Annotated in this window: 20 protein-coding genes and 1 pseudogene; 11 read left to right on the forward strand and 10 right to left on the reverse strand. The window is 67.9% G+C overall.

Annotated features, from left to right (window positions below; all coding sequences use genetic code 11):
* The 5 genes and pseudogenes from ACLIYP_RS03320 to ACLIYP_RS03340 all read left to right on the forward strand — a co-directional run.
* A pseudogene (locus ACLIYP_RS03320) lies at nt 1–193 on the forward strand (ATP-binding protein); the annotation flags it as partial.
* Nucleotides 194–321: 128 nt separating this feature from the next.
* Nucleotides 322–741: a roadblock/LC7 domain-containing protein gene (locus ACLIYP_RS03325; protein WP_093657819.1), complete on the forward strand. Its 420-nt coding sequence runs from the start codon at nt 322–324 to the stop codon at nt 739–741.
* Entirely contained in the window at nt 738–1,097 is a 360-nt protein-coding gene (locus ACLIYP_RS03330; RefSeq protein ID WP_093657386.1) for a DUF742 domain-containing protein, read from the forward strand. Before ACLIYP_RS03325 ends, ACLIYP_RS03330 begins: the two co-directional genes overlap by 4 nt.
* A complete protein-coding gene (locus tag ACLIYP_RS03335) occupies nt 1,078–1,692 on the forward strand; it encodes a GTP-binding protein (RefSeq protein ID WP_412711634.1) in 615 nt (204 codons plus the stop codon). Before ACLIYP_RS03330 ends, ACLIYP_RS03335 begins: the two co-directional genes overlap by 20 nt.
* Complete coding sequence (locus ACLIYP_RS03340; protein ID WP_412711635.1) at nt 1,689–2,972, forward strand: cytochrome P450; 1,284 nt, start codon at nt 1,689–1,691, stop codon at nt 2,970–2,972. Before ACLIYP_RS03335 ends, ACLIYP_RS03340 begins: the two co-directional genes overlap by 4 nt.
* 196 nt (nt 2,973–3,168) lie before the next feature.
* Here the strand turns inward: ACLIYP_RS03340 and ACLIYP_RS03345 are convergent, their stop codons facing one another.
* Both ACLIYP_RS03345 and ACLIYP_RS03350 read right to left on the reverse strand, forming a co-directional pair.
* Nucleotides 3,169–4,389, reverse strand: a complete 1,221-nt coding sequence (locus tag ACLIYP_RS03345) for a cytochrome P450 (RefSeq protein ID WP_412711636.1) — start codon at nt 4,387–4,389, stop codon at nt 3,169–3,171.
* Nucleotides 4,390–4,808: 419 nt separating this feature from the next.
* Nucleotides 4,809–5,279, reverse strand: a complete 471-nt coding sequence (locus ACLIYP_RS03350; RefSeq protein WP_412711637.1) for an EamA family transporter — start codon at nt 5,277–5,279, stop codon at nt 4,809–4,811.
* A gap of 40 nt (nt 5,280–5,319) precedes the next feature.
* Here ACLIYP_RS03350 and ACLIYP_RS03355 point away from each other — a divergent pair, with 40 nt between their 5' ends.
* The 5 genes from ACLIYP_RS03355 to ACLIYP_RS03375 all read left to right on the forward strand — a co-directional run bounded on the left by ACLIYP_RS03355 (nt 5,320) and on the right by ACLIYP_RS03375 (nt 8,847).
* Nucleotides 5,320–5,670, forward strand: a complete 351-nt coding sequence (locus ACLIYP_RS03355) for a LysR substrate-binding domain-containing protein (RefSeq protein WP_412711638.1) — start codon at nt 5,320–5,322, stop codon at nt 5,668–5,670.
* Nucleotides 5,671–5,922: 252 nt separating this feature from the next.
* A complete protein-coding gene (locus ACLIYP_RS03360) occupies nt 5,923–6,711 on the forward strand; it encodes a hypothetical protein (RefSeq protein ID WP_412711639.1) in 789 nt (262 codons plus the stop codon).
* Nucleotides 6,708–8,030, forward strand: coding sequence for a 7-cyano-7-deazaguanine synthase (locus tag ACLIYP_RS03365; RefSeq protein WP_412711640.1), 1,323 nt, complete (start codon nt 6,708–6,710; stop codon nt 8,028–8,030). The genes ACLIYP_RS03360 and ACLIYP_RS03365 overlap by 4 nt, the downstream gene beginning before the upstream one ends.
* 185 nt (nt 8,031–8,215) lie before the next feature.
* Nucleotides 8,216–8,443, forward strand: coding sequence for a type II toxin-antitoxin system VapB family antitoxin (locus tag ACLIYP_RS03370; protein WP_093851651.1), 228 nt, complete (start codon nt 8,216–8,218; stop codon nt 8,441–8,443).
* Nucleotides 8,440–8,847, forward strand: coding sequence for a PIN domain nuclease (locus ACLIYP_RS03375; protein ID WP_412711641.1), 408 nt, complete (start codon nt 8,440–8,442; stop codon nt 8,845–8,847). Before ACLIYP_RS03370 ends, ACLIYP_RS03375 begins: the two co-directional genes overlap by 4 nt.
* Nucleotides 8,848–8,900: 53 nt before the next feature.
* Here ACLIYP_RS03375 and ACLIYP_RS03380 read toward each other — a convergent pair whose 3' ends face one another.
* The 3 genes from ACLIYP_RS03380 to ACLIYP_RS03390 form a co-directional block, all read right to left on the reverse strand.
* A complete protein-coding gene (locus ACLIYP_RS03380; RefSeq protein ID WP_412711719.1) occupies nt 8,901–9,032 on the reverse strand; it encodes a DUF2399 domain-containing protein in 132 nt (43 codons plus the stop codon).
* 33 nt (nt 9,033–9,065) lie between these two features.
* Nucleotides 9,066–10,238, reverse strand: coding sequence for a hypothetical protein (locus tag ACLIYP_RS03385; RefSeq protein WP_412711642.1), 1,173 nt, complete (start codon nt 10,236–10,238; stop codon nt 9,066–9,068).
* A gap of 549 nt (nt 10,239–10,787) precedes the next feature.
* The gene (locus tag ACLIYP_RS03390) at nt 10,788–11,744 is read right to left on the reverse strand and encodes a transposase (protein ID WP_412711643.1); all 957 of its coding nucleotides are present in this window, start codon (nt 11,742–11,744) and stop codon (nt 10,788–10,790) included.
* Between the two features lie 378 nt (nt 11,745–12,122).
* Between ACLIYP_RS03390 and ACLIYP_RS03395 the strand changes: the two genes are divergently transcribed.
* Nucleotides 12,123–14,057, forward strand: a complete 1,935-nt coding sequence (locus ACLIYP_RS03395) for a DNA cytosine methyltransferase (RefSeq protein ID WP_412711644.1) — start codon at nt 12,123–12,125, stop codon at nt 14,055–14,057.
* 13 nt (nt 14,058–14,070) lie between these two features.
* Here the strand turns inward: ACLIYP_RS03395 and ACLIYP_RS03400 are convergent, their stop codons facing one another.
* Genes ACLIYP_RS03400 through ACLIYP_RS03420 form a run of 5 tightly spaced genes read right to left on the reverse strand, consistent with a single transcriptional unit; the run spans nt 14,071 to nt 20,601 of the window.
* Nucleotides 14,071–14,526 (reverse strand): very short patch repair endonuclease, encoded by a 456-nt coding sequence (locus ACLIYP_RS03400; RefSeq protein ID WP_412711645.1) that lies wholly within the window; start codon nt 14,524–14,526, stop codon nt 14,071–14,073.
* Between the two features lie 4 nt (nt 14,527–14,530).
* Entirely contained in the window at nt 14,531–14,800 is a 270-nt protein-coding gene (locus ACLIYP_RS03405) for a hypothetical protein (protein WP_412711646.1), read from the reverse strand.
* Nucleotides 14,797–16,815, reverse strand: a complete 2,019-nt coding sequence (locus ACLIYP_RS03410) for an AIPR family protein (protein ID WP_412711647.1) — start codon at nt 16,813–16,815, stop codon at nt 14,797–14,799. Before ACLIYP_RS03410 ends, ACLIYP_RS03405 begins: the two co-directional genes overlap by 4 nt.
* Entirely contained in the window at nt 16,808–17,815 is a 1,008-nt protein-coding gene (locus ACLIYP_RS03415; RefSeq protein WP_412711648.1) for a PD-(D/E)XK motif protein, read from the reverse strand. Before ACLIYP_RS03415 ends, ACLIYP_RS03410 begins: the two co-directional genes overlap by 8 nt.
* Complete coding sequence (locus tag ACLIYP_RS03420) at nt 17,812–20,601, reverse strand: Z1 domain-containing protein (RefSeq protein WP_412711649.1); 2,790 nt, start codon at nt 20,599–20,601, stop codon at nt 17,812–17,814. Before ACLIYP_RS03420 ends, ACLIYP_RS03415 begins: the two co-directional genes overlap by 4 nt.
* Nucleotides 20,602–20,621 lie beyond the last annotated feature (20 nt).

Below are 20,621 nucleotides of genomic sequence, written 5' to 3' on the forward strand. Positions count from 1 at the left end.
CGCGGCCGGGGAGACCGCCCACGGGCTGCCGGTGCGGCCCCGGGGCCGCACCCTGGCCCGGGCCGACCGCGCCCGCGAGCGGGCGGCCGACGCATCCGCCGGTCTTCCGCAGCGGAAGCGCCCCGCCCGTGACGCCGGAGCGAGCTTCGGGGCGTTCCACCGCTCCAGGCGCCCCGAGAACCCCTCCGAGTAGGCGCGCCCCTCCGACACACCCGGGGTGCCCGCCCGTCCGGGCGGGCACCCCACCCCCCAGCGAAGACCGTGAGATTGGAGGCACGGGCCGGTGGCCGGACAGTCGGCCCGGAACGCCCGATGCAGATCATGGAGACCACCGACAACAGCCTCACCTGGCTTCTCGAGAGCCTGCTCAACCGCACTCCCGGGACCCGACACGCCCTGGTGCTCTCCCGCGACGGGCTCAAGCTGTGCTGGAGCAGCAGTCTGACCCTGGACCGGGCCGACCAGCTCGCGGCCATCTCCTCCGGGATGCAGGCCCTGGCGCAGGGAGCCTCCGTGGAGTTCGGCGACGGGAGCGGAGGGGTGCGGCACTCGATGACGGAGTTCCACGGGGGCCTGCTGTTCATCGTCGAGGCCGGGGAGGGCGCCCATCTGGCCGTCGTCGCCGACGACACCGCCGACCCCGGAGTGGTCGGCCACCAGATGGACGAGCTGGTCGAGCAGATCGGCGAGCACCTGCGGGCCGAGCCGCGCAAGCCGGCCGAGGGCGGCGTCCCGTCATGATCCGCAAACCCGTCGACATCGGCGACCCCCACCGGCTCTACACCGTCACCGGCGGGCGCAGCCGGGGTGAGGAGGCCGGGCTGGACCTGGTCACGCTCATCGTCAGCGAGTGCCGGCCGACGGAGGGCATGCAGTCGGAGCACGTACGGATCCTGGAACTGTGCGCCCACCCCACCGCGGTGGTCGAGATCGCGGCCGATCTGCGCCTGCCCATCACCGTGGTGAAGATCCTCCTCGGCGATCTGCTCGCCGCCGGACGCATCACCGCACGGAACCCGCGTCCGTCCGCAGCGCACGGCGACGCGCCCGAATCCGCCCTGTTGAAGGAGGTGCTCATTGGACTCCGCAACCTCTGAGGCCCCGGCGCGCACGCCGCTCGCGGACGCCGCCGAGACCGGACTGAAGATCGTCATAGTGGGCGGCTTCGGCGTCGGGAAGACGACGCTGGTCAGATCCGTCAGCGAGATCCGCCCCCTGAACACCGAGGAGGTCATGACCCAGGCCGGTGCGGGGGTGGACGACATCGCCGGCCTGCGGAACAAGAACACCACCACGGTGGCGTTCGACTTCGGCCGGATCAGCCTCAACGAGCAGACCGTGCTCTACCTTTTCGGGGCGCCCGGGCAGGAGCGCTTCTGGTTCCTGTGGGACCGGCTGTTCTCCGGGACGCTCGGCGCGGTGGTGCTGGTGGACACCCGGCGGATGGCCGACTCCTGGTACGCGATCGACCGTCTGGAGCACCACGGGACCCCGTTCGTGGTGGCCGTCAACCGCTTCGACGACGACGCCTCGCGCTTCTCCCTGGACGAGATCCGCCAGGCGCTGGACCTGCCGGAGGACGTGCCGCTGGTCGACTGCGACGCCCGGCTGCGCGAGTCCGGCAAGAACGTGCTGATCACCCTCGTAGACCACCTCTACCAGCAGGCACTGGCACGGGAGATGACCGTATGACCGACCAGCCCGCCCAGTCCGACCAGCCCGCCCAGGAAACAGCCGCCCCGCCCCCCGGCTGCCCCGCGGCCCACCCCGACGCCGTTCCGCTCAGCGGCCTGGAGTACCAGCAGACGCCCTTCCAGCTCTACCGCGCGCTGCGCCGCGACCACGGCACGGTCGCCCCCGTGCTGCTGGACGGCGGCATCCCCGCCTGGCTGGTGCTCGGATACGCCGAGGTCTCCTACGTCACCAGCCACGACGAGCTGTTCGCCCGGGACTCGCGGCGCTGGAACCAGTGGCCCGCCATCCCCGCCGACTGGCCGCTGCTGCCGTTCGTCGGCTACCAGCCGTCGGTGCTGTTCACCGAGGGCGCCGAGCACCAGCGCCGCGCGGGCGTCATCAGCGCGGCGCTGGAGGAGGTGGACCAGCTGGAGTTCTCCCAGGACTGCCAGGAGATCGCGGCGCAGCTCCTCGCCGAGTTCGCGGGCAGCGGGCAGGCGGAGCTGATGTCCGCGTACGCCCACGCCCTGCCGATGCGCGCGGCGGTCCGGATGTGCGGCATGCCGCTCACCGGGTCCGACACCGAGGACCTGGTGGAGGACCTGCGGATGTCCCTGGACGCCTCGGAGGGCGACGACCCGGTCGCCGCCTACGTCCGCGTCCAGGAGCGCATCCAGCGGCTGGTCGCGGAGAAGCGCGCCGATCCCGGCCCGGACGTCACCTCCCGCATGATCGCCGACCCGGCCGGGCTGACCGACGAGGAGATCGTGCAGGACCTGATCTCCATCATCGCCGCCGCCCAGCAGCCCACCGGCAACTGGATCGGCAACACCCTGCGGCTGCTGCTCACCGACGACCGCTTCGCCGTCAACGTCTCCGGCGGCCGCGTGAGCGTGGGCCAGGCGCTCAACGAGGTGCTGTGGCTGGACACCCCCACGCAGAACTTCATCGGCCGCTGGGCGGTCCGCGACATCCAGCTCGGCGGCCGGCAGATCAGGGCCGGCGACTGCCTGGTGCTGGGGCTGGCCGCGGCCAACACCGACCCGCAGATCTGGCCCGAGGGGCATGTGGGGGCGCAGGTCAACTCCGCCCACCTGAGCTTCAGCAACGGCGAGCACCGCTGCCCCTACCCCGCCCCCCAGCTGGCCGACGTCATCGCCCGCACCGCGGTGGAGACGCTGCTGGAGCGGCTGCCGGACATCGTCCTGGCGGTGGAGCCGGAGGAGCTGACCTGGCGGCCGTCCATCTGGATGCGGGGCCTGACCTCCCTGCCGGTCGCCTTCACCCCCGTGGTGTAGCCCTCTTCGCGGCGGTCCTTGCGGCGGTCCTTGCGGCGGTCCTTGCGGCGGTCCTTGCGGCGGGCCGCACACCGGCCCCCGTACGGCCGGCCGTGCCGCCGCCGGAGCCCTCCGCTCCGGCGACGGCACGGCCGTTTCCGTTTCCGCTGCCGTTCTCGTTCGCCGTTCGCCGCTCCCGCCCTCCGGCTCGGCCCGGTCAGGCGGCGGGGGTGAACACCACCGGCACCTCCTTGGGGCCGCGGGTGAACACGCCCTGCTCGACGACCTCCGCGCCGTCGGCCAGCCGCATGTCCGGCATGGCGTCCAGCAGCTGGTTGACGCCGATCTCCACCTCCGCCTTGGCCAGCAGCGCCCCGACGCAGAAGTGCCGGCCCAGCGCGAAGGCCAGGTGGTCGGCCGCGGCGGAGAACGCGGTGGTGGCCGTCAGGTCGTCGCGGAAGATGTCGAAGGAGTCGGGCTCCTTGTAGTGGCCCGGGTCGCGGTTGGCGGCGCCGATCAGGCAGGTGACGGTCGCCCCGGCCGGGATCGTGCCGCCGCTGACCTCCACGTCCTGCGCGGTCTGCCGCATGATCATGTGGACGGGCGGGGTGTAGCGCAGGGTCTCGGCGAACGCCCGGTCGATCAGCGAGCGGTCCTCCCGCACGGCGGCGAACTGCTCGGGGTGGGCCAGCAGATTGGCGAAGATGGCGGCTATCGCCTTGTCGGTGGTCTCACCGCCGGCGGCCAGCAGCAGACTGCAGAACGCCTTGATGTCCTCGTCGCTCATCCGCACACCGTCCACCTCGGCGGCGCACAGCGTGGACAGCAGGTCGTCGCCCAGGTTCTCGCGGCGCTGCCGGATGATGGGGATCATGTACTCGGCGAACTCCACCCGGGTGCGCTCGCCGTCCGCGATCACCTCCGGGTCGCCGGAGAGGTTGCCCAGGAAGGCGATCACCGAGGTGTACCAGCGGTGGAACCTGGGGTGGTCGGCCTTGTCCAGGCCCAGCATGTCGGCGATGACGTTGACGGGGAAGCGGGTGGCGTAGGCGTCCACCAGGTCCACCCTGCCGGTGCGGCGGAAGGCGTCGATGAGCTCGCGCGAGTTGCGCTCGATGACCGGCAGGAACTTGTTCTGCAGGTCGCTGCCCCGGAAGGCGGGGGCCACCAGGGCCCGGCGCACCGCGTGCTCGCGGCCGCTGAGCTGGAGGATCGTCTTCCCGTGCACCGGCTCGACCTGCCACTCGTAGTTGTCGGTGGTGAACGACGTTCCGTCCTTGAACGCCCGCTCCACGTCCTCGTACCGGGAGACGACGTAGCTGCGGGTGGCTTCGTGCCAGATCAGCGGCGCGCTCTCGCGCATCGCGCGGTAGGCGCTGTATGGATCGGCGGCGAACTCGGGCGAGAGTATGTCGGGGAACTGCTGCGTACCGGACAAGGCGAGCTCCATCGAAGACGTGACGGGCAGACAGCCTCAGGGTATTGATCATCCGTCGGCTGGAACAGCCTTGCCAAAGCACATGCACATCACATATGCATCGTCAAAATCCTTGCCAGAGCGTCTATTTCAAGCCACCGATCGCCGTTCATGATCGTTGCTTCCCCGAACACGGGCCACTCGGCAAGCCCCGCCGCGCGACTCGGCTCGGGGACCCGGTGGGGGGGCAGGCCGGTGGTTCGAAATGCCACCGGTCGCGTCACGCGGCGTACGACTTCAGGCCGAAGGTGATCTCCCGCCGCTCGTCGCCCGAACCCGGGAAGTGCGGCCGCCCCGGCCGGAAGGCGGGGGCGGGGCGGACGGGGGCGTCTCACCGGCCGGCGCGCGGTGCGCCGACCGCAACCGGGATCAGCCGGAGGTCATCGCCCGCCTCCCTGGGCCGCGCGGCGGGCGGCCCGGCCGTCGGCGGCCGCGGACGCACCATCCACCGCGCCCTCACCGGCCGGCGCCGCGGACGCGGACACCGCTCCGTTCCGCCGCGTCGTCCCGACGCCCACGAGGACCACGGCCATGCCGAGCACCACCCGGAGGCTCAGACGCTCGTCCAGGACGACCGCGCCGAGGAGGACGGAGACCACGGGCAGGAGGTAGCCGACCACCGCGGCGTCGGTGGCGCCCTCGTCGTTGATGATCCGGTGGGTGAGGTGGAAGGTGACCGCGGTGCAGAGGACACCGAGGACGACGACCGCGGTCAGGGCGGCCGGGCCGGGGTCGATCGCCTCCAGGCCGTCGAACGGCACCGCGACGGCGGTCAGCGCGCCCGCTGCGACGAGTTGGGCGGCGGAGAGCGAGATGGTGGGCGTACCCCTGCCGGCCAGGGTGCGGCCCATGTAGGTGAACGCGACCGCATAACCGGCGGCCGCGCCGAGGATGGCGAGCGACCCCCAGCCGCGTGAACCGTCCGGGCCCTGCCTGGAGCCGGTGACCGACTCCTGCGCGGCGGTCGGCTTCAGCCCCGACTTCGCCGTCAGGAGCGAGGACTACGCCACCGCGCAGGGCTTCGCTGCGGCGGGCCTCGGCATCGGTCCGATGCCGGGACCGGGGCTGCGCGTCCGGCATCCCGGCGTCGTCGTACGCCCGGTCCGCAACCCCGAACCGGTCAGGGTGATCTCGGCGGCCGTACGGGAGACCGCCCTCGAACAGCCCGCCCTGCGCGGCCTGCTGAGGGCGCTGCGCGACGCGGCCACCGCCGGCTCGCCCGGTGGGGCCGCGGCGGACTGACCCGCGGCCCCTTCGGCCCGAACGAGGTCCGGTTGGCGAGCCTGCCAGCATGGATGGCATTTTCCCTGGTCAGGGCGTCGGACTGCCGTGGTCTCGGGTGGCTCCGGAGGTTTTCCGGGGGCAGGTTGGCTCCCAGACGGCTCCCAGTCCGGTCCGCGCCGCCCTGGCCGAGTCGCGCCCTACCTGGGAATCGTCCGGTCTGATGCCATGACTGCGAAGAGCGGGGAGGGACACTGTCGGGCTGGGGGTGCTGTGGGGACGTCCACGCGGTGGGAGGGGCCGAATGGCGACCGGTGGAGTTCCGCTGCGAGACGGCTGGCGCGCTGGCGGGCGGACTCGCGCAACGCGGATCAGCGTCTGGAGGAGATCGCCGCGGACCATCTGCGTGCCCTGCACGAGACGCTCCGTGCCGATCGATCGGCTTTCGGCTTGTACGACACGGCCTGCGCGGCCGGTGAGCGGCTCGCCGAGGCCCTGAGCTCGCTGGCCGCCGAGGGCGCCGAGTCGGCGGACGCGCTCGTCGCACGTCTCGTCTTAGAGGTCGGCGGAGACGGCGGCACACTCGCCGACGCCGCGGTGCGCAGGGGTGTGGCCGCTGCGGTCCGCGATGTCCGCGACAGGCACCCCGAACTGGACGACGCCATGGACGCGGGTGCCGCGCACGGCGGCTTCGCCTGGGGCATCCTGTGCGATCTCTACCAGATCTTCTTCGCCGACATGGTGGGGGAATTCCTCCGGTCCGTGGTTGCCGAGCACGTCAAACTGGCAGTGCCGGTGCTCATCGCGACCGATCCGGAGGGCAGGATCGCCGACTGGGTCGCGGAGAAGACGGTGGATCTGGTGCCGAATCCCTGCGAGGTGGCCGCTGAAGCGACGGATCTCCCAGAGACCGTGGACACCGCGCAGCCGGTAGTGGGCGGTGCACAGGATCCGTCAGCCGTGCTTCCCGAGATCGCCGCGTCGCTGGTACCGCGGGCGGTCGGCAGGGCACTCGGCCTGATCACTGACGAGACCACCGGAGAAGAGGGAGCCGCGGCATGACCGGTTCCGACCATTTCCTCTGGTGGCGTGGCCACCGCGGGGATCGGCCGCACGATGCCCGATGGACGGAGATCGGCGAGGAGGACTTCCAGGAGAAGGAGCGCCGCATCACCGGCCGGCACCACCTGCCCGGTCCGGTCCCCGACTGGGCCGAGGACCTGTTCCGCGTCGCCAGGGCCGCGTTCATCGCCGACAAACACGTACGCCGGACCGGCGTCCGGGACCGGTGGACCCGCCGCATCAGCCTCACCGTGCCCGTCACGGAGTACGAGCGGTGGCAGAGCGCAGCCGTCCGTACCCACTTCACCGCGCTCCTCCAGATCCTCACGGGGGACCTTTGGAATGTGGACTTCCGGCCTCTCACCGGCCATCGGGTCGAGGAGGCGATGATCTTCCCCGACGACCCTCGTGCCTCGGAAGTCGCGCTGTTCTCCGGTGGACTGGATTCCCTCAGCTGGGCCGCCACCCGCTCGCGCGCCGACAACCCCCGGCCGCTGCTGCTCGTCATGTTCCGTGAGATCGGCTTGCTGCGTCTCCAGCAGCGGGTGTACAAGGCCGTCGAGCGACTGGGCGGACCACGGCCGGTGATGCTGCTACCGATGAGCCAGACCCCGGCGGGCGACGGCTCCGGGCTGCGGCTGGAGACCTCCTCCCGCACCCGCGGCCTGCTGTACGCGGCGGGAGCGATCCGTGCCGCCACCGCGCACGGAGTGGCCACCGTCCACATCCCCGAGAACGGCCAGCTCGCCCTCAATCCACCTCTGACGCCCGCGCGTTCGGCCGCCTGCTCCACCCGTTCCGTGCACCCGTGGACGCTGGCCGGTCTGAACGCTGTGATTGCCGCCGTGAGCGACGCCGGGAGCGCGGTACGGGTGGTCAATCCCTTGGCTCAGCTGACGAAAGGCGAGGTGTGCAGGGCAGGGCGCGACGCGGGCCTCACCCCGGCAGACCTGGAGTCCACCCTGAGCTGCGGCAAGCCGCCCACCCGCCGCAGCGGCGGCCCTCCCGTCGCCAACTGCGGCGTCTGCTTCCCGTGCCTGGTGCGCCGCTCCGGGCTGCTCCACGCGAACGGCGCCGACGGCACCCGATACGAGGCATCGCCATGGGCGAACAACCTCCCCTTCAACCGGGGAACCGACTGGCGTGCACTGCAGCGGTGGCTGCTCGGCCGGTACACGCTTACGGATGTGCTCACCGATACTCCGTTGCCGCCGGGTACGGATCCGGCATCGGCGCTCGATGTCATCAGGCGCGGGCGTGAGGAACTGGCCCGGCTGCTTCAGCCGGCGGCTGCGGCCGAGGCAGCCGGTGCGGCGTAGACGGCACCGGCGAGACCTGCTCGCACCGGACCGGAATCGGTCCGCCTCGGCCGCGGGGGACCTTGCCTCCTGCTGTCAGTGGTGTGCTCACCGGTCCGCAGACGTCCGGGCCGGCCTGGACCGCCCCGTGATACATTGAGTCATGTATATTGATACATTGATTGATGTATATGAAGGTGGTGCTCATGAGCAGAACCGTCATCGACCTCGACGACGACGCCCTGGAGGCAGCGGCAAAGGAGCTGGGCACTTCCACGAAGCGGGACACCATCAACACCGCCCTGCGGGAGATCGTGGCCCGCAACCGCCGTCTGCGCGCCCTGCACGAACTGCAGGACCTCGCGGACGAAGGCGCTCTTGACGCCGAACTCCTCCTCGACAAGCGCAACTACCGAGGTGGTTCCGCCCGGTGAGCGTGGCCGACTACCTCATCGACACGTCGGCCCTGGTCCGTCTCCTGCTGCGCCGGGCAACCGAGGACTGGGAGCAGCGGATGGGCGCCGGGCTGGTCGCCCTGTGTGACCTCACCGAACTGGAAGTGCTCTACTCCGCACGTTCCGAGAAGGACCGTGAAGCCATCCAGGGGCGACTGAACCAGTTCACCTGGTGCCCCATGCCCGACGGCGTCTACCGGCGCGCCCGCGTCGTCCAGCGCGGGCTCACGGCCAAGGGGGAGCATCGCAGTGCCGGAGCCGTCGACCTTCTCGTGGCCGCGGCCGCGGAAGAAGCAGGACTCACACTGCTGCACTACGACCGGGACTTCGAAACCATCGCCCGCACCACCGGGCAGCCGGTCCGGATGATCGACATCAGGTAGGCGGTCGGCTTCCGGAGCACCGGGCTCGCACCCTGAGCATCTGCTGTGCGCCTTCAGGCGTTCCTACCTCCGGCCGACAGGTCGTCCACCAGAAGGTCAAGGGTGGCCTCCTCGTGGAGCGCGACGCCGAGGGCGGTCATGGCGGGGGCGAGACCCGGATCCCAGGCCGCGTCGACAGGCCACAGTTTCGTCGGACCGCGACAGCTTCCGACAGGGTGTCAGCTGCCCGGAAGACGTTGGAGTTCATCCAGCGGCAGGCGTGCTTCCCGGGCTGCGGTGTCCCCGTCGAAGCGGATGCCCTCGGCCGTCAGGATGTCTGCGGGTGTGTCCGTGCGTGTCGGGTCGGCCCACCGGAAGCCCGTGCTGACGCGCCCGGCCGCATTGAGGACCCGCCACGGGTTGGGGTACTGGTCGCAGGTGGCGAGGTGGGTGCCGACGGGGACGGCGTGGCTGCCGATGACGGTCGCGACATCGCCGTACGTGGTCCAGCGCCCGGGCGGGATGGCTCCCGGCAAGTTGTGCAGGCCCGTCCAGTCCTTTCCCGTGCCGTTGAGCCGCTTGGCCAGGGACGCGAGGTCGGCGCCCGCCAGGGCCACCCACTCGTCGGGGCCGACATCGTCCGGTACGTGGCTGGTGTCGACGACCCACCAGGTTGTGCCTGGATGCCGTCGGCTTTCCGCTCGGTCACGCTGTGGAAGATGTGGTTGGCCAGTCCGGTCGGTGTACAGGCCTTGCTGTCGGCTTCCCGGACCAGGGGTTTGGCGGTGTTGTTGCTCCAGGTGGCTGTCGCGCGGCTGTCGTCCTCGCCCACCCACGCGGCGATGGCTTCGCGGATGGATTCCGTCACGCCGTGCCGAGGCGTCAGCCGCAGCTCCGACAGCCACACCACGGTGTGGGTGACCTGTTTGGGAAGTCGGCGGCGGTGACCACCTGCCGGGGCCGCTGGAGCAGCTCCGTGCTCCACTCCCCGTCGACATGGTCCAGGAGGCGCTGCCTACAGCCTCGAGGTCGAGGGCCTGCTTTCTGCTCGCGAGGAAGTCGCGATGTGCCTGGGCCAGAGTGTCGAGGTCGAAACGGGACACCAGAGCGGCGTAGGCGATCGCCTGGAGGTGGACATCCCGGTCGGCCGTTCCCCGCTTCAGCTCGACCACCACGAGGTGTCCCGTGACGTCCAACCCCAGGATGTCCAGCCGGCCCCGCGCCGGAACCCCGTCCATGTCGGTCCACCGGTCGAACTCCGCGGTGATCACCAGTACCGACTCCCCGAGGATCTGCGGGTTGTCGATTACCCACTCCTGAAGGTGCTGTCGTTCGAACAGCCCTTCTGCGGCCAGTCCAGTGGGTGAGACCGGAGTCGCCGAACGACCCGCAACTGTGAAGAGATGATCCACTCTGCCCCATCGTCCGCCCGGCGGTGTCAGACCGGCGTCCCGAGCCCATGACGCGGACCAGAGCATCGCGTTCCGCTCCTGGAATCCCGCGCCTGCCTCAGAAACTGACTGGGAGCCGTTTCCCGCGCTCAGCTCCCGAATGGTTCCCAAACAGTCCCCGGAAACCCGGCAGGGGCCCGATCCGCTGTGCGGATCAGGCCCCTGACCTGGTGTTTCGGCTGTCGGGGTGGCGGGATTTGAACCCACGACCTCTTCGTCCCGAATGAGGTCCGGTTGTTGATCTTACCGGCTGCGATGACGTTTCAGCAGGTCAGAGAGGGAGGCACGGTTGCTCTCGGGTGGCCTGGGAGGGGCCTGGGGAACAGGTCGGCTCCCAGGCGGCTCCCAGCGTGGAGACCTCGGCATCATGTCGGAAGGATGATCTTCGGGTGATGGACACTCTTGAAATGCCTGGCAGTACACCGCATGTGGAAGGGCCGCCTCCGGCAGCTCGCCGAGGTGGACGTGAAACTGTTCGTGACCGGGGCGGCCCAGGCAGCACATGGTCGCTCAGGAGCCATGGATGCTGTCGGCGCACGCGGCCACTGCCTCGTGCAGGCCGCCGAACGAGGTTTTCAGCGGACTGAGAAACCCCAGGCTGGAGAGTCGGATGGTTCTCTGGCCGGGGCACTGCTCGTCGAGTACGCGGGTGGGCAGGACGTGGAAAGTCCACTGGTCGAGGTTCAGCGGGTTGAGGGTCTGTTTGTCCTGGTGGTGCAGGAGGCAGAAGACGTACACGTCTGAACGGCGCAACACATCGGCCGAGGCGGTACCGGTCTGGGCGTCCCAGCCGGATGCCGGTGCGATGGAGAACGAGATGTCCGACAGCCGGGACTGTGTCCACGACTGGAGGTAGGCCGCTGACTTCACCTCGACGCGCCAGCCCTCAGGCGTGCGGATGTCGACGGTGTCCCATTCGGTGCGGGTGCCTGCGGCGGCGCCCAAGGCCGTGGCCACGAGGTACTCGGCCAGGACGCCGCGCATGGTGTTGTTGGCCAGATCTGAGCACGCCCAACTCCAGAACTCGCCGAGTGTGCCCACGGCCGCGTCGCCGATCGTTATCGGCTCGTTTCCACTGCGGCGTGTGATGACCAGTGCACCAAGATCGGAGATGTCCATGCCCCTCGTCGTCCGTTCATCGCAGTAGCGTGGCTTCAGGACTACCACGGCCGCCTGTCTTCGGTCCCGGTTTCGTTGCCAGTCTGTCTGGTGGGTGGTTGGCTGAGTTTGTTCTGGTTTGACGGGTGCCAGCGGTGTGGTGGTCAGGCTCTCCCGCTTGCTCGAGCCGACTTCGGTCTCCTTGGTCCGACCGCGCACCGTGGTCTCGGTCAGGTCGAGGCTCTTGGCAACTTGGCCGACCGAGAGGTCCCTGCGTCGGCACAGCTCGGCAACCTCGGCTTTGAGGCCCGGAGTGAACGAGCGACGACGGCGCGACTCCTTCTTCCCCGCGATCCCTGCGGTGAGCATGCTTCCGAAGGGCTCAAGTCCTGCTCTCGGATGTCCATCGGAGCAGGCCAAGCTTCTCCCAGCTTGCCCGTCCGAGGGACCAGCTGGTACGTCAGCTGGCTGAGCTGGGAAAACCTGGCAACTGTGTCTCTGCTGAAGTCCCTCGTTGAACCAATGAGGATCATCATCTCTCAGTCGTTTACGATTGGTCGTCTCAGAGTCCACAGAGCACCAACTCGGACCTGGGGTGCGGGGGGTTCCGAGGATCCGCGGTAGCTGGGACGCGCGGTGAGTGAGCAGCAGGTTTCCACAGGTTCACTTCGTTGGAATCCTTGCTTCCACCAGCGCTTCTGTGATCTCCTGGTCCCGGTTCATGTCATGCGTACGAAGGGTTGTGCTGTGAAGCAGGGGCACTACGGCGTACCTCTCGAACGCAGCGACTACCTCAAGCTGGACCCCAACGACCACAGCTGCACCCCGGACAGCTTCCAGGACTGGCTGAAGGGCTTCGGCAAGGGTAAGAGGCTGGCTGTCGATCTCTTCTCCGGCGCCGGCGGACTGAGCGCTGGCCTCGAGCGCGCGGGATGGACTACAGCAGCAGCCGTCGACTTCGACGAGCGAGCGCTGGAAACCCACAGGGCGAACTTCCCGGGGCTCAGTCTGAAGATGGATCTTGGTGACCCTGCTGAACGCGACCGGCTTGAAACAATCCTCAAGCCAGCCGCGATCGACCTTGTAGCTGGAGGACCTCCCTGCCAGCCCTTCAGCAGGGCCGGACGCAACAAGATCCGTGATCTGGTCAAAAACCATGGCCGCGATCCCGAAGATCGCCGCAAGGAGCTCTGGAGCGCCTACCTGGACATGGTGAAGCGGATCAGTCCGCGGGCGGTTCTCATGGAGAACGTCCCCGACATGGGGCTTCACGACGACTTCTTCGTCATCCGGACGATTGAGGACGAGCTGGAGGAGCTCGGCTACGCGACACAGGTGCGGCTTGTTGACGCGTGGAACTACGGTGTCCCGCAACACCGGAAGCGTCTCATCCTCCTGGCGAGGAAGGACGTCGACGACTTCACCTGGCGGAAGCCCGACTCCCGGCGCACCACCTTGCGCGACGCCATCGGTGACCTGCCCGAGCTGGAGGTCGTCCCCACGGAGCGGGTGGGAGAGCGGGTACTGAAGTACCGGAAGCCTCACAAACTGTCGCCTTTCGCCATGAAGATGCGCGAAAAGGCGCCGCGTGGTGTGGTCTGGGATCACATGACCCGGAGGGTCCGGAAGGACGACCACCGGATTTTCGAGGTCATGGAATCCGACACGAAGTACTCCCAGCTTCAGGAGAAGCTGACCGAGGACGAGAAGGGGTACCAGCGGTACAGCGCCGAAAAGTACACGGACAAGTACAAGAAGCTGGCGTGGGACGAGCTGAGCCGTACGATCACCGCTCACATCGCCAAGGACGGCTACTGGTACATCCACCCGGAGCAACTACGAACCCTCACCGTGCGGGAGGCCGCACGCGTGCAGACGTTCCCGGATCACTTCCGGTTTGCCGGCACCCGGAGCGACGCCTTCCGGCAGATCGGAAACGCTGTACCTCCGCTTCTGGGAGAGGCTGCTGCCGAGGTACTCCAGCCGGTTGATGACGTGGCGGAGTCCGTCGGTCTCAAGCCCCGCTGGCGTGAGGTCAGGAACGACCTCACGGACTGGGCGAAGCGCAGGCGCGAAGGCGGTGACTGGTATCAGCTGCCTGGTGAGGAGCCGGTACCGCTCCACGCTGCCGTGGTAGCCGTACTCTCCGGTGCGAAGATCAAGCCAGTCGTGATGGCGGAGTTGATGACCACCGTCAAGAGGTCGAAGACACTCACCGCGGCACTGTTCAAGAAACTGATCGACGTAGCGCCCACGACGACTGTCCGGTCCCGCCTCGACCGCTTGGCACCGCTGGTGGACAAGCCTTACGACTGGCAGTGGAAAAAGCGCTTCGACGTACCCGCCAAGGTGGCCATGAAGCCGGCCGAGGCATCCCTCTACCGACTGCTGATCGGAGAGGACCTCATGCTGGTCGGCCAGAGCACGCTGCGGGTTGCAGCTCGCGTGAACGGTGTCGAAACGTACCACGCGAATCGCCTCAGCGAGGGCCGCGTGAATCTGGTGAAGCTCGTGGGCGCAGGCAAGGATGCTCCACTGCGCATGGGTGCGATTCGACTCATCGGTAGGGATCTGTGCAGGGACGAGCAGCCCAGGTGCTCGGAGTGTCCGCTCGTCGCGCACTGTGCTCGTCGGCCAGAGCTGCCCTATGACCAGCTGACCCTGGCCATCCCTCAGGACTGACCGGTCGGCGGCGTCACTCCGAGCCGTTCGAGCCAGCAGTCTCAGCCACCCGCTGTGCGGCACCCTCCACGTCGCGGCGGATCTCGCACTCCCAGATCCGAACCACGGTCCACCCGGCTGCCGTGGCCTGCGCCGTGTTACGGCGGTCGCGTTCTCTGTTGGCTTCGATCTTCCTCTGCCAGAGTGCGGCATTGGGCCCTCTGAACTCCTTCGGAGTGTGCTCGGGGCAACCGTGCCAGAAGCAGCCATCTACGAAAACGGCAATGTGACGCCCGGGGAGCACGAAGTCAGCCGTGCATCGTGGCGCCACCTTCCGCTGGAGACGGAACCTGAGACCCAGCCGGTGCACTGCCCTCCTGAGAGCGACCTCGGGTTTGGTGTCCCTCACCCGTCGACCACGAAGGTGCTCCCCTTCAGCAGTGGCGACCCACTGCTGCCCCGGCGTTCTGCCGCCTTCGGTCATGATCATCTTTTTAGCCTTTCCAACCCTCCGAGACGGAGAGTGCCACACTCTCCTCATGCTCCGAGAACCAGCCGAACTCCGTGTCGATGACCAGGGCCGTGTCGAGCTGCCGATCGGCCTGCTGGCCGAAGCCGGTATTGCACCAGGCGCCGCACTTGTCGCGTTCAGCGACGGAGACGGACGCATCGCACTGAGGCGTGCAGAAGATGCGATCAACGACCTGCTGGGCGAGGGAACCCTGTAACGGCAGCCCCAGCTCTTCCGGGACTGCCGCGCTCATGCAGTCTCTTGGTCGAGGCTGACGGGTACGGGGTGGAATCCCTGCCGCAGGGCCTCTTCGTAGACCTCCATCGCCTGCCTTGCCTGGGCCCCGACGACCCGTCGCCCCTGGGACAGACGCTGCGCGACACGGTCGGCGAGCTGTCTGTCGACAGAGCGCAGGACCCGGCCTTCGCGGGCCCAGTCCGCGAGAGCCCGCCACTCCTCGCTGGGGATGGCCTCAACGGCGGCTTCGGCCTCGTCGGACTCTGTGCTCTCGAGAGAGGCGATCTCGAAGGGCTCGGCTGTGAGCTCGGCGGCCAGTGCGGCGGGGAGAGTCCACGGGATGCGGGACACCTCGTCCCAGCAGTCGGGCTTCTTCGCCCACTCCGACACGTGTCGGTCGCTGGAGATCACCGTCTCCATGACCAAGGGACAGAGTTCGTCGAGGGCGCCCCTCAGTGCGTCCGTGGTGCCCTGCTCGTTCCAGATCCGGTCGAGGTCGATCCGCTTCTCGGCGGCGAGAGAGAGCCGGGCGACCGTGTAGGTCGTGATCAGCCGTTTGTGGCTGCCGGCCGAGTGCGCACGGGCGATCCGGTCGGCAGCCTGGAACAGGAGGGCGGTGGCTATGGCGCGCTTGCAGTACTGCACGTCCACGACCGGATCGGACTTCTCGATCCGCTCCATGAAGTGCGCGAAGTTCTTCTGGGCGCCGCGACTCACCCAGTACGGGAGCTGCTCCCAAGAGTGTATGAAGGTGGCCAGGTCGGACTTACTGAACCTCTGCCGGCTCGGCGTGATCAGCTTGAACTTGCGCTGGGCGGCACGGGTCTCGTACTCGGCGGACTTGTCGGTGTACTGGCCCCGTGCCCGCTCGTAGAACCATCGCGTCTCCTGACCGCTGCCGTCGGTCGCAGGGGCCCACAGGCTGCGGGAGACGCGCTCGAAGGCGACGTGAAACTCGTGGTTCGAGCTGAAGTCGACCAACGTCACCTTGTTCTGGGTGTTGGAGTACTGGGAGATCCTCGGAACGATCTCGGACAGGTGCGCGGGATCGACGATCGTGAGTTTCATCTGCACATGAACCCCGTCCAGGTCCCGCTTGTCACGGGTCAGGACGTGGTGCAGCGAGGCGGTGGTCTGACCGCCGTTGACGATCTGGAGGCCGGTCATGCTCCTGATGGCGACGGGACTGCCGAACTCGTCGGTCTCGAAGTCCACGTCCGAGGCGGTGGCGGTCACGCCGTTGTTATAGGCGAGGAAGCGGCCCGGAGCGTTCAGCAGGGTGTCGCGGATGCCCTTGTTCACGGCGCCGCGGGTCTGGAGGAAGGACCGGACGTTGAGTTCGAGCAGCCGGGTCCGGTGCTCCTTGTACAGCTCGGCAAGCTGTCGGCCGGGGATGACGGCCAGGACGACCGAGTAGTTCGGTTCGTCGCTGTGTGCTGCCAGGCAGGGAAGGGGCCGGTCGAAGGCCACCTTGATGGGCTCGCCGATGCTCCCGGAGGTCTCGTGCCTGTGGAGCCGCGCAAGGTCCCAGAGTTCGTGCGTGACAGGGATGCCCTCGAACTCCCTGGGCTCCGGGGCGCTCGTCGTGCTGACCCTGTTGCTGAGGAGGAAGAGGCGGATCTTCGGAACGCTCGACAGCGCCTTCTCCACACCGATGCACATGTCGTGAACATCGGTGTTGTCCTCCTGGTTGGGGCGGATGGTCTCGTGCTTGCCCAGGAACGCGAACAGCCTGCGGAACAGCCTGTCGGACTCGGCCTTGGTCAGTTTGCTGCTCAACGGGGTCAGGTTGAAGTCCGTGGTGTAGAGGTCGAGGCTGGAACCGTCCTCGGGCAGACCGTAGCCGTAGATCTCCAGTCCCCGGGAGGAGTGGTACGCGAGTGCGGCATCGGTGACGACACCGGCTTCCTCGAGGATCTCGAGTACGTGCTGAGTGAACGTGTTCGGGATCGAGCCGCCCTCGGCATCCGCTAGCGCCTGGATGTCGGTGACCAGGGCGCGTGAGTACTCGTAGAGGTCGTGCTCAGCCATTGGTTCCTCGGATCAGATCGACCAGTGCTTCGGCGGTCACGCTGTGGGCGACCAAGGCCGACACGTCGATGGTGTAGGTGCAGTTGCCTACCCCGGGCGGCAGTTCGGCCTCGACGATTCTGGGGAAACCCTCCCCGACCGTCCAGAACTCGCTGCGACGCAGGGTGTAGCGATCGTGGTCGTAGAGGTCCCGCTGGTTCGGCAGGTAACCGGCTTGGACCAGCAGGCTCTCGAAGCGCTGGGAGGCGGACGGCGAGGTCAGACGGGCCCGTATCTCGTCCACCAAGGCGTTCAGGCTCCTGCCGAGCCCTCGCTGCCGGTCGTCGAGGACGACGTGAGCCAGCGCGAGGGGCGTCGAGTCGGCCGTGTCCAGCTGCCGCTCGCTCGCGATCTGGACCGTCCGGGGTGAGCGAGCTGTGGTCGTCTTCACCTCGACCGCGGCGCCGGGCAACTGGAAGTCCTGGTTCGTCTGCCGGGGGCCGGTCCAGGAGCTGACGGCCGTGTGCTGGTCCACAGCCGGAAGCACGTACTCGAGGAGGAAGTGGAGTTCACCGAACAGGCCGCACCGGGCCTGCCGGGAAAGACCCTCGCGCGACACGGAGCGCAGCAGCTGCTGCCATCGGACGTAGCGGCGAACCGCGGCCTCCGCCGCCGTCTCGGTGGTCGGTGCGTCTCGCACCACGTCCGCAATGTCCGTGACGAGGGGAGAGAACACCTCCGTGAGTTCGTCGTCGGTGAGCACGACCTGGAGCTCGTAGTGGTTGCCGGACACCGACGACAGGTTCAGCTGCAGGCCACGGGTGGCCGGCAGCTCGTGAATCTCCTGCCGTACGGTGTCGGCGGTCCTGGCGTCGGTGCCGAGCAGCAGCATCCGCCGGAGAGCGGGGTGCGTCACCGACACCTGGATGTCGTGCGGGGAATCGGGGTGGAGCCGCCTGGTGGACCTGCCCGGGGTCTGCTGATGGACCTCCAGCTCCTGCCATACGCTCTCGTCGATCACTCTTCGTCCTCGAAGTCGTCGAACTCCATGTCCTGCTTGAACCAGATGTCGTTGACCACGTACTCGGTTTTCAACTGGTGACGGGAGAAGGGGAAACTGATGGCGAACCCAACCAGGGGAGCGACCGGCTCGGGGTTCCCCGACGACTTGGCCACCTCGGCAGGGCTGAGGGGATACAGCAGAAGCAACGGCTGGTCAGCACGGCGCTGATGACGTAGAGGCCGACCGCGGGGGGTGTCGGGGTCGAGTGGTTCACCCTTCCTGTTGAGCTTCCCCTTCGCGGCCTCCTTCGTGGCCTTCAACGCATGATTGAACTGTTCTTCGGTCAGGTCGCAGAGCTCGTCGGCGGGGCTGAGTACACGCTTGATCGTGTAACGGCCGGGAACGACCTCTGAAGACTTGGAGTGGCTGCGTGTGATGAGACCGATGGAATGGCCCGCGATCTCGACCGCTTCTCCCTCGGACAGTCGGCTGGCGAGGCGGACCGTCCAGTTTCCCAGCTCGCCCTGCCTGGCACACTGGCGTACGTACTCCGCGATGAAGGCCGGACGAACCCGCTGGGCGTGTCGGTCGGTGAGGTAGGAGTCGAGGAAACCCTCGGTGACATCCGAGGCCGCGATGCCACCCCAGGTGATGCTCCCGCTCCGCTTGTCCACCTTCCCGGTGGAGAGAACATCGAGGCGTGCGATGAACGACCCGAGAAGCTCGTGGTTGTGGCGAACCACCTTCTCGGACAGGTCGAAGATGGTCGTCTCGGGAAGCTCACCGGAGTAGCTGAGGCGGACACGCGTGCCTTGCCTCATCTTGTTGGAGGCCGTGATGCCCAGGCCGAGCGACGAGGTCCTGACCTTGAGGCCGTACTCGTGTGGGGTGAGTCCCACCGCGGACATCTCCTCGATGTCGCGCCGGAGTTCGTCGGTGGCTGCGGTGATCTCTGCGTACTGGCGCTGCAGCGTACGTGTCGTGTACAGCCGACACAGGTCCTCGTAGCGGGGGCGGTAACCGAACCAGCGGCCCATCTGCAGCAGGGTGTCGTACGTCTTGGAGGCACGCAGGTAGTAGCTGACCGACAGCCCTTCGAGGGTCAGACCGCGGGAGAGCTTCTCGCCGCCGACGGCGATGACCGACAGACCGGTCTCCCGGCGCTCGTAGTACTGGAGGGCATCCTTCGCCGCACCGTTGACGGCCATGACGGTGATCTTCGCGAGAGCGGCGTGGAGATGGGATTCCACGTCCTCCCAGTCGAGTCTGTTCCCGGTCATGTTCTCGGTGCAGGGGACGAAGTCCTCCTCCCACAGCAGCTGCAGCTCTTCCTCGAGTTCTTCACGGGCACTGCTGAACCTGTCCTGGAGGACGTCGAAGAGCAGACGTACGTGGGCGTCGATCTGATCGCGGACCTGCTGTTGTACGGCGGTGAAGCGGGTCACGTGCACCAGCATGGAGTTGTGTACGGCGACCTGTCCGCGTGCTCGGCGTGCCGCGCAGGCCAGGACGAAGGACCGGAGGGCACGCTGTAGCGACTTGGGCAGGAAGTCGGGCACTTGGTGGTGGGACTTGTGCTTGTCCGGCACCCAGAGGTCCGTGTCCTTGATATGCCTTATGAGCGGCAGCGGCTCGATGTCCTCCTCGTCGCCGTCGGTCTGCAGACCGAAGAGACGCTCCGGACCGAGGTAGTTGGACGGCGCACGCAGGGCGCGGATGAAACTCTCCGGGAAGAGGTCGGGGCCCAGCTCGTCATGGTCGGTGTCGGGGCTGATGTAGATGTTCGCGAAGGGAGTCGCGGTGTAGCCGACGTAGGACGCCTTCGTGAAACTGTTGACCAACCGCCTGATGGCCTTGTTGATCGCCGACGGGTTGGTGTCGGGGTCCTTGGAGGTGTTCACCCCGGCGTTGTCGGCTTCGTCGTCGATCACGAACAAGGGGAGGTCGGGAACGACCATCCGGCCGGTCTCCGGCTCCTCCACGCCGTGGTTGTCGATTACCCAGTCGCGCAGGTTGTCGATGATCCGGCGGTTCTTCTTGACCACGAGGACCACCGGGACGCTACCCACCGGGACGTTCGCGGAGACCGCTGTCTTCCGGGCGAAGTCCCCCTTCTCGTGGCTGGTGGTGAGCGACGCGGCCTTCAGGCGCTTGCCGTGCGACATCGCGCCGACACCGATATGACGGTGCGCGTCGTCATCCGAGCGGAACTGGTACTGGGTGTCGAACCCGAGGAGCCCTTCGTCGATACGGAGCTGGGTCTGACTGCGCAGATCGTTGTGGATCCCGGCGAACACCACGATGAGCCGGTAACCGGCGTCGGCCGCCTTCGCGGCGAGCCCGATGAACTGCCCTGTCTTGCCGGACTGGACCTGTCCGATCACGAGCCCGGTCCGGCGCCAGGTGCCCTCCCGCTGAGGGTCTTCCAGCTCGCCGAGGACGTCGTCGGTGCTCTGGTCGAGTCGGCGCACGACCTGCGTCGGAAGCTTGGAGACGCTCAGGAGGTAGCGCCGGTAGCGGTCCCAGAAGTCCCACTTCCGGTCGGCCTTCGCGTCGGCGAGCCAGGGGACGTGGCCCTCGTCGTTCTTCATCGCGGAAGAATCGGCCTGGAACACGGAAGCCCGAGCCTCGAGCACCTTCCGCACCTGGTCCCGCTCCACTGTGATCCCCTGAGCAGCGAGGATGCTGACTGCGGTGTTCACGGCGAAGTCCACCTCGGCCGGCGTTGCCTGGCGGTCGCCCGGCAGGAGCAGCACCGCGGTCTGCTCGGCCTTTTCGAGACTGTCTTCGGGGGCGGTGCTCACAGCGACCTCCAGCGGCCGGT

The organism is Streptomyces nanhaiensis (genome assembly GCF_046614825.1).
Lineage (GTDB): Bacteria > Actinomycetota > Actinomycetes > Streptomycetales > Streptomycetaceae > Streptomyces > Streptomyces radiopugnans.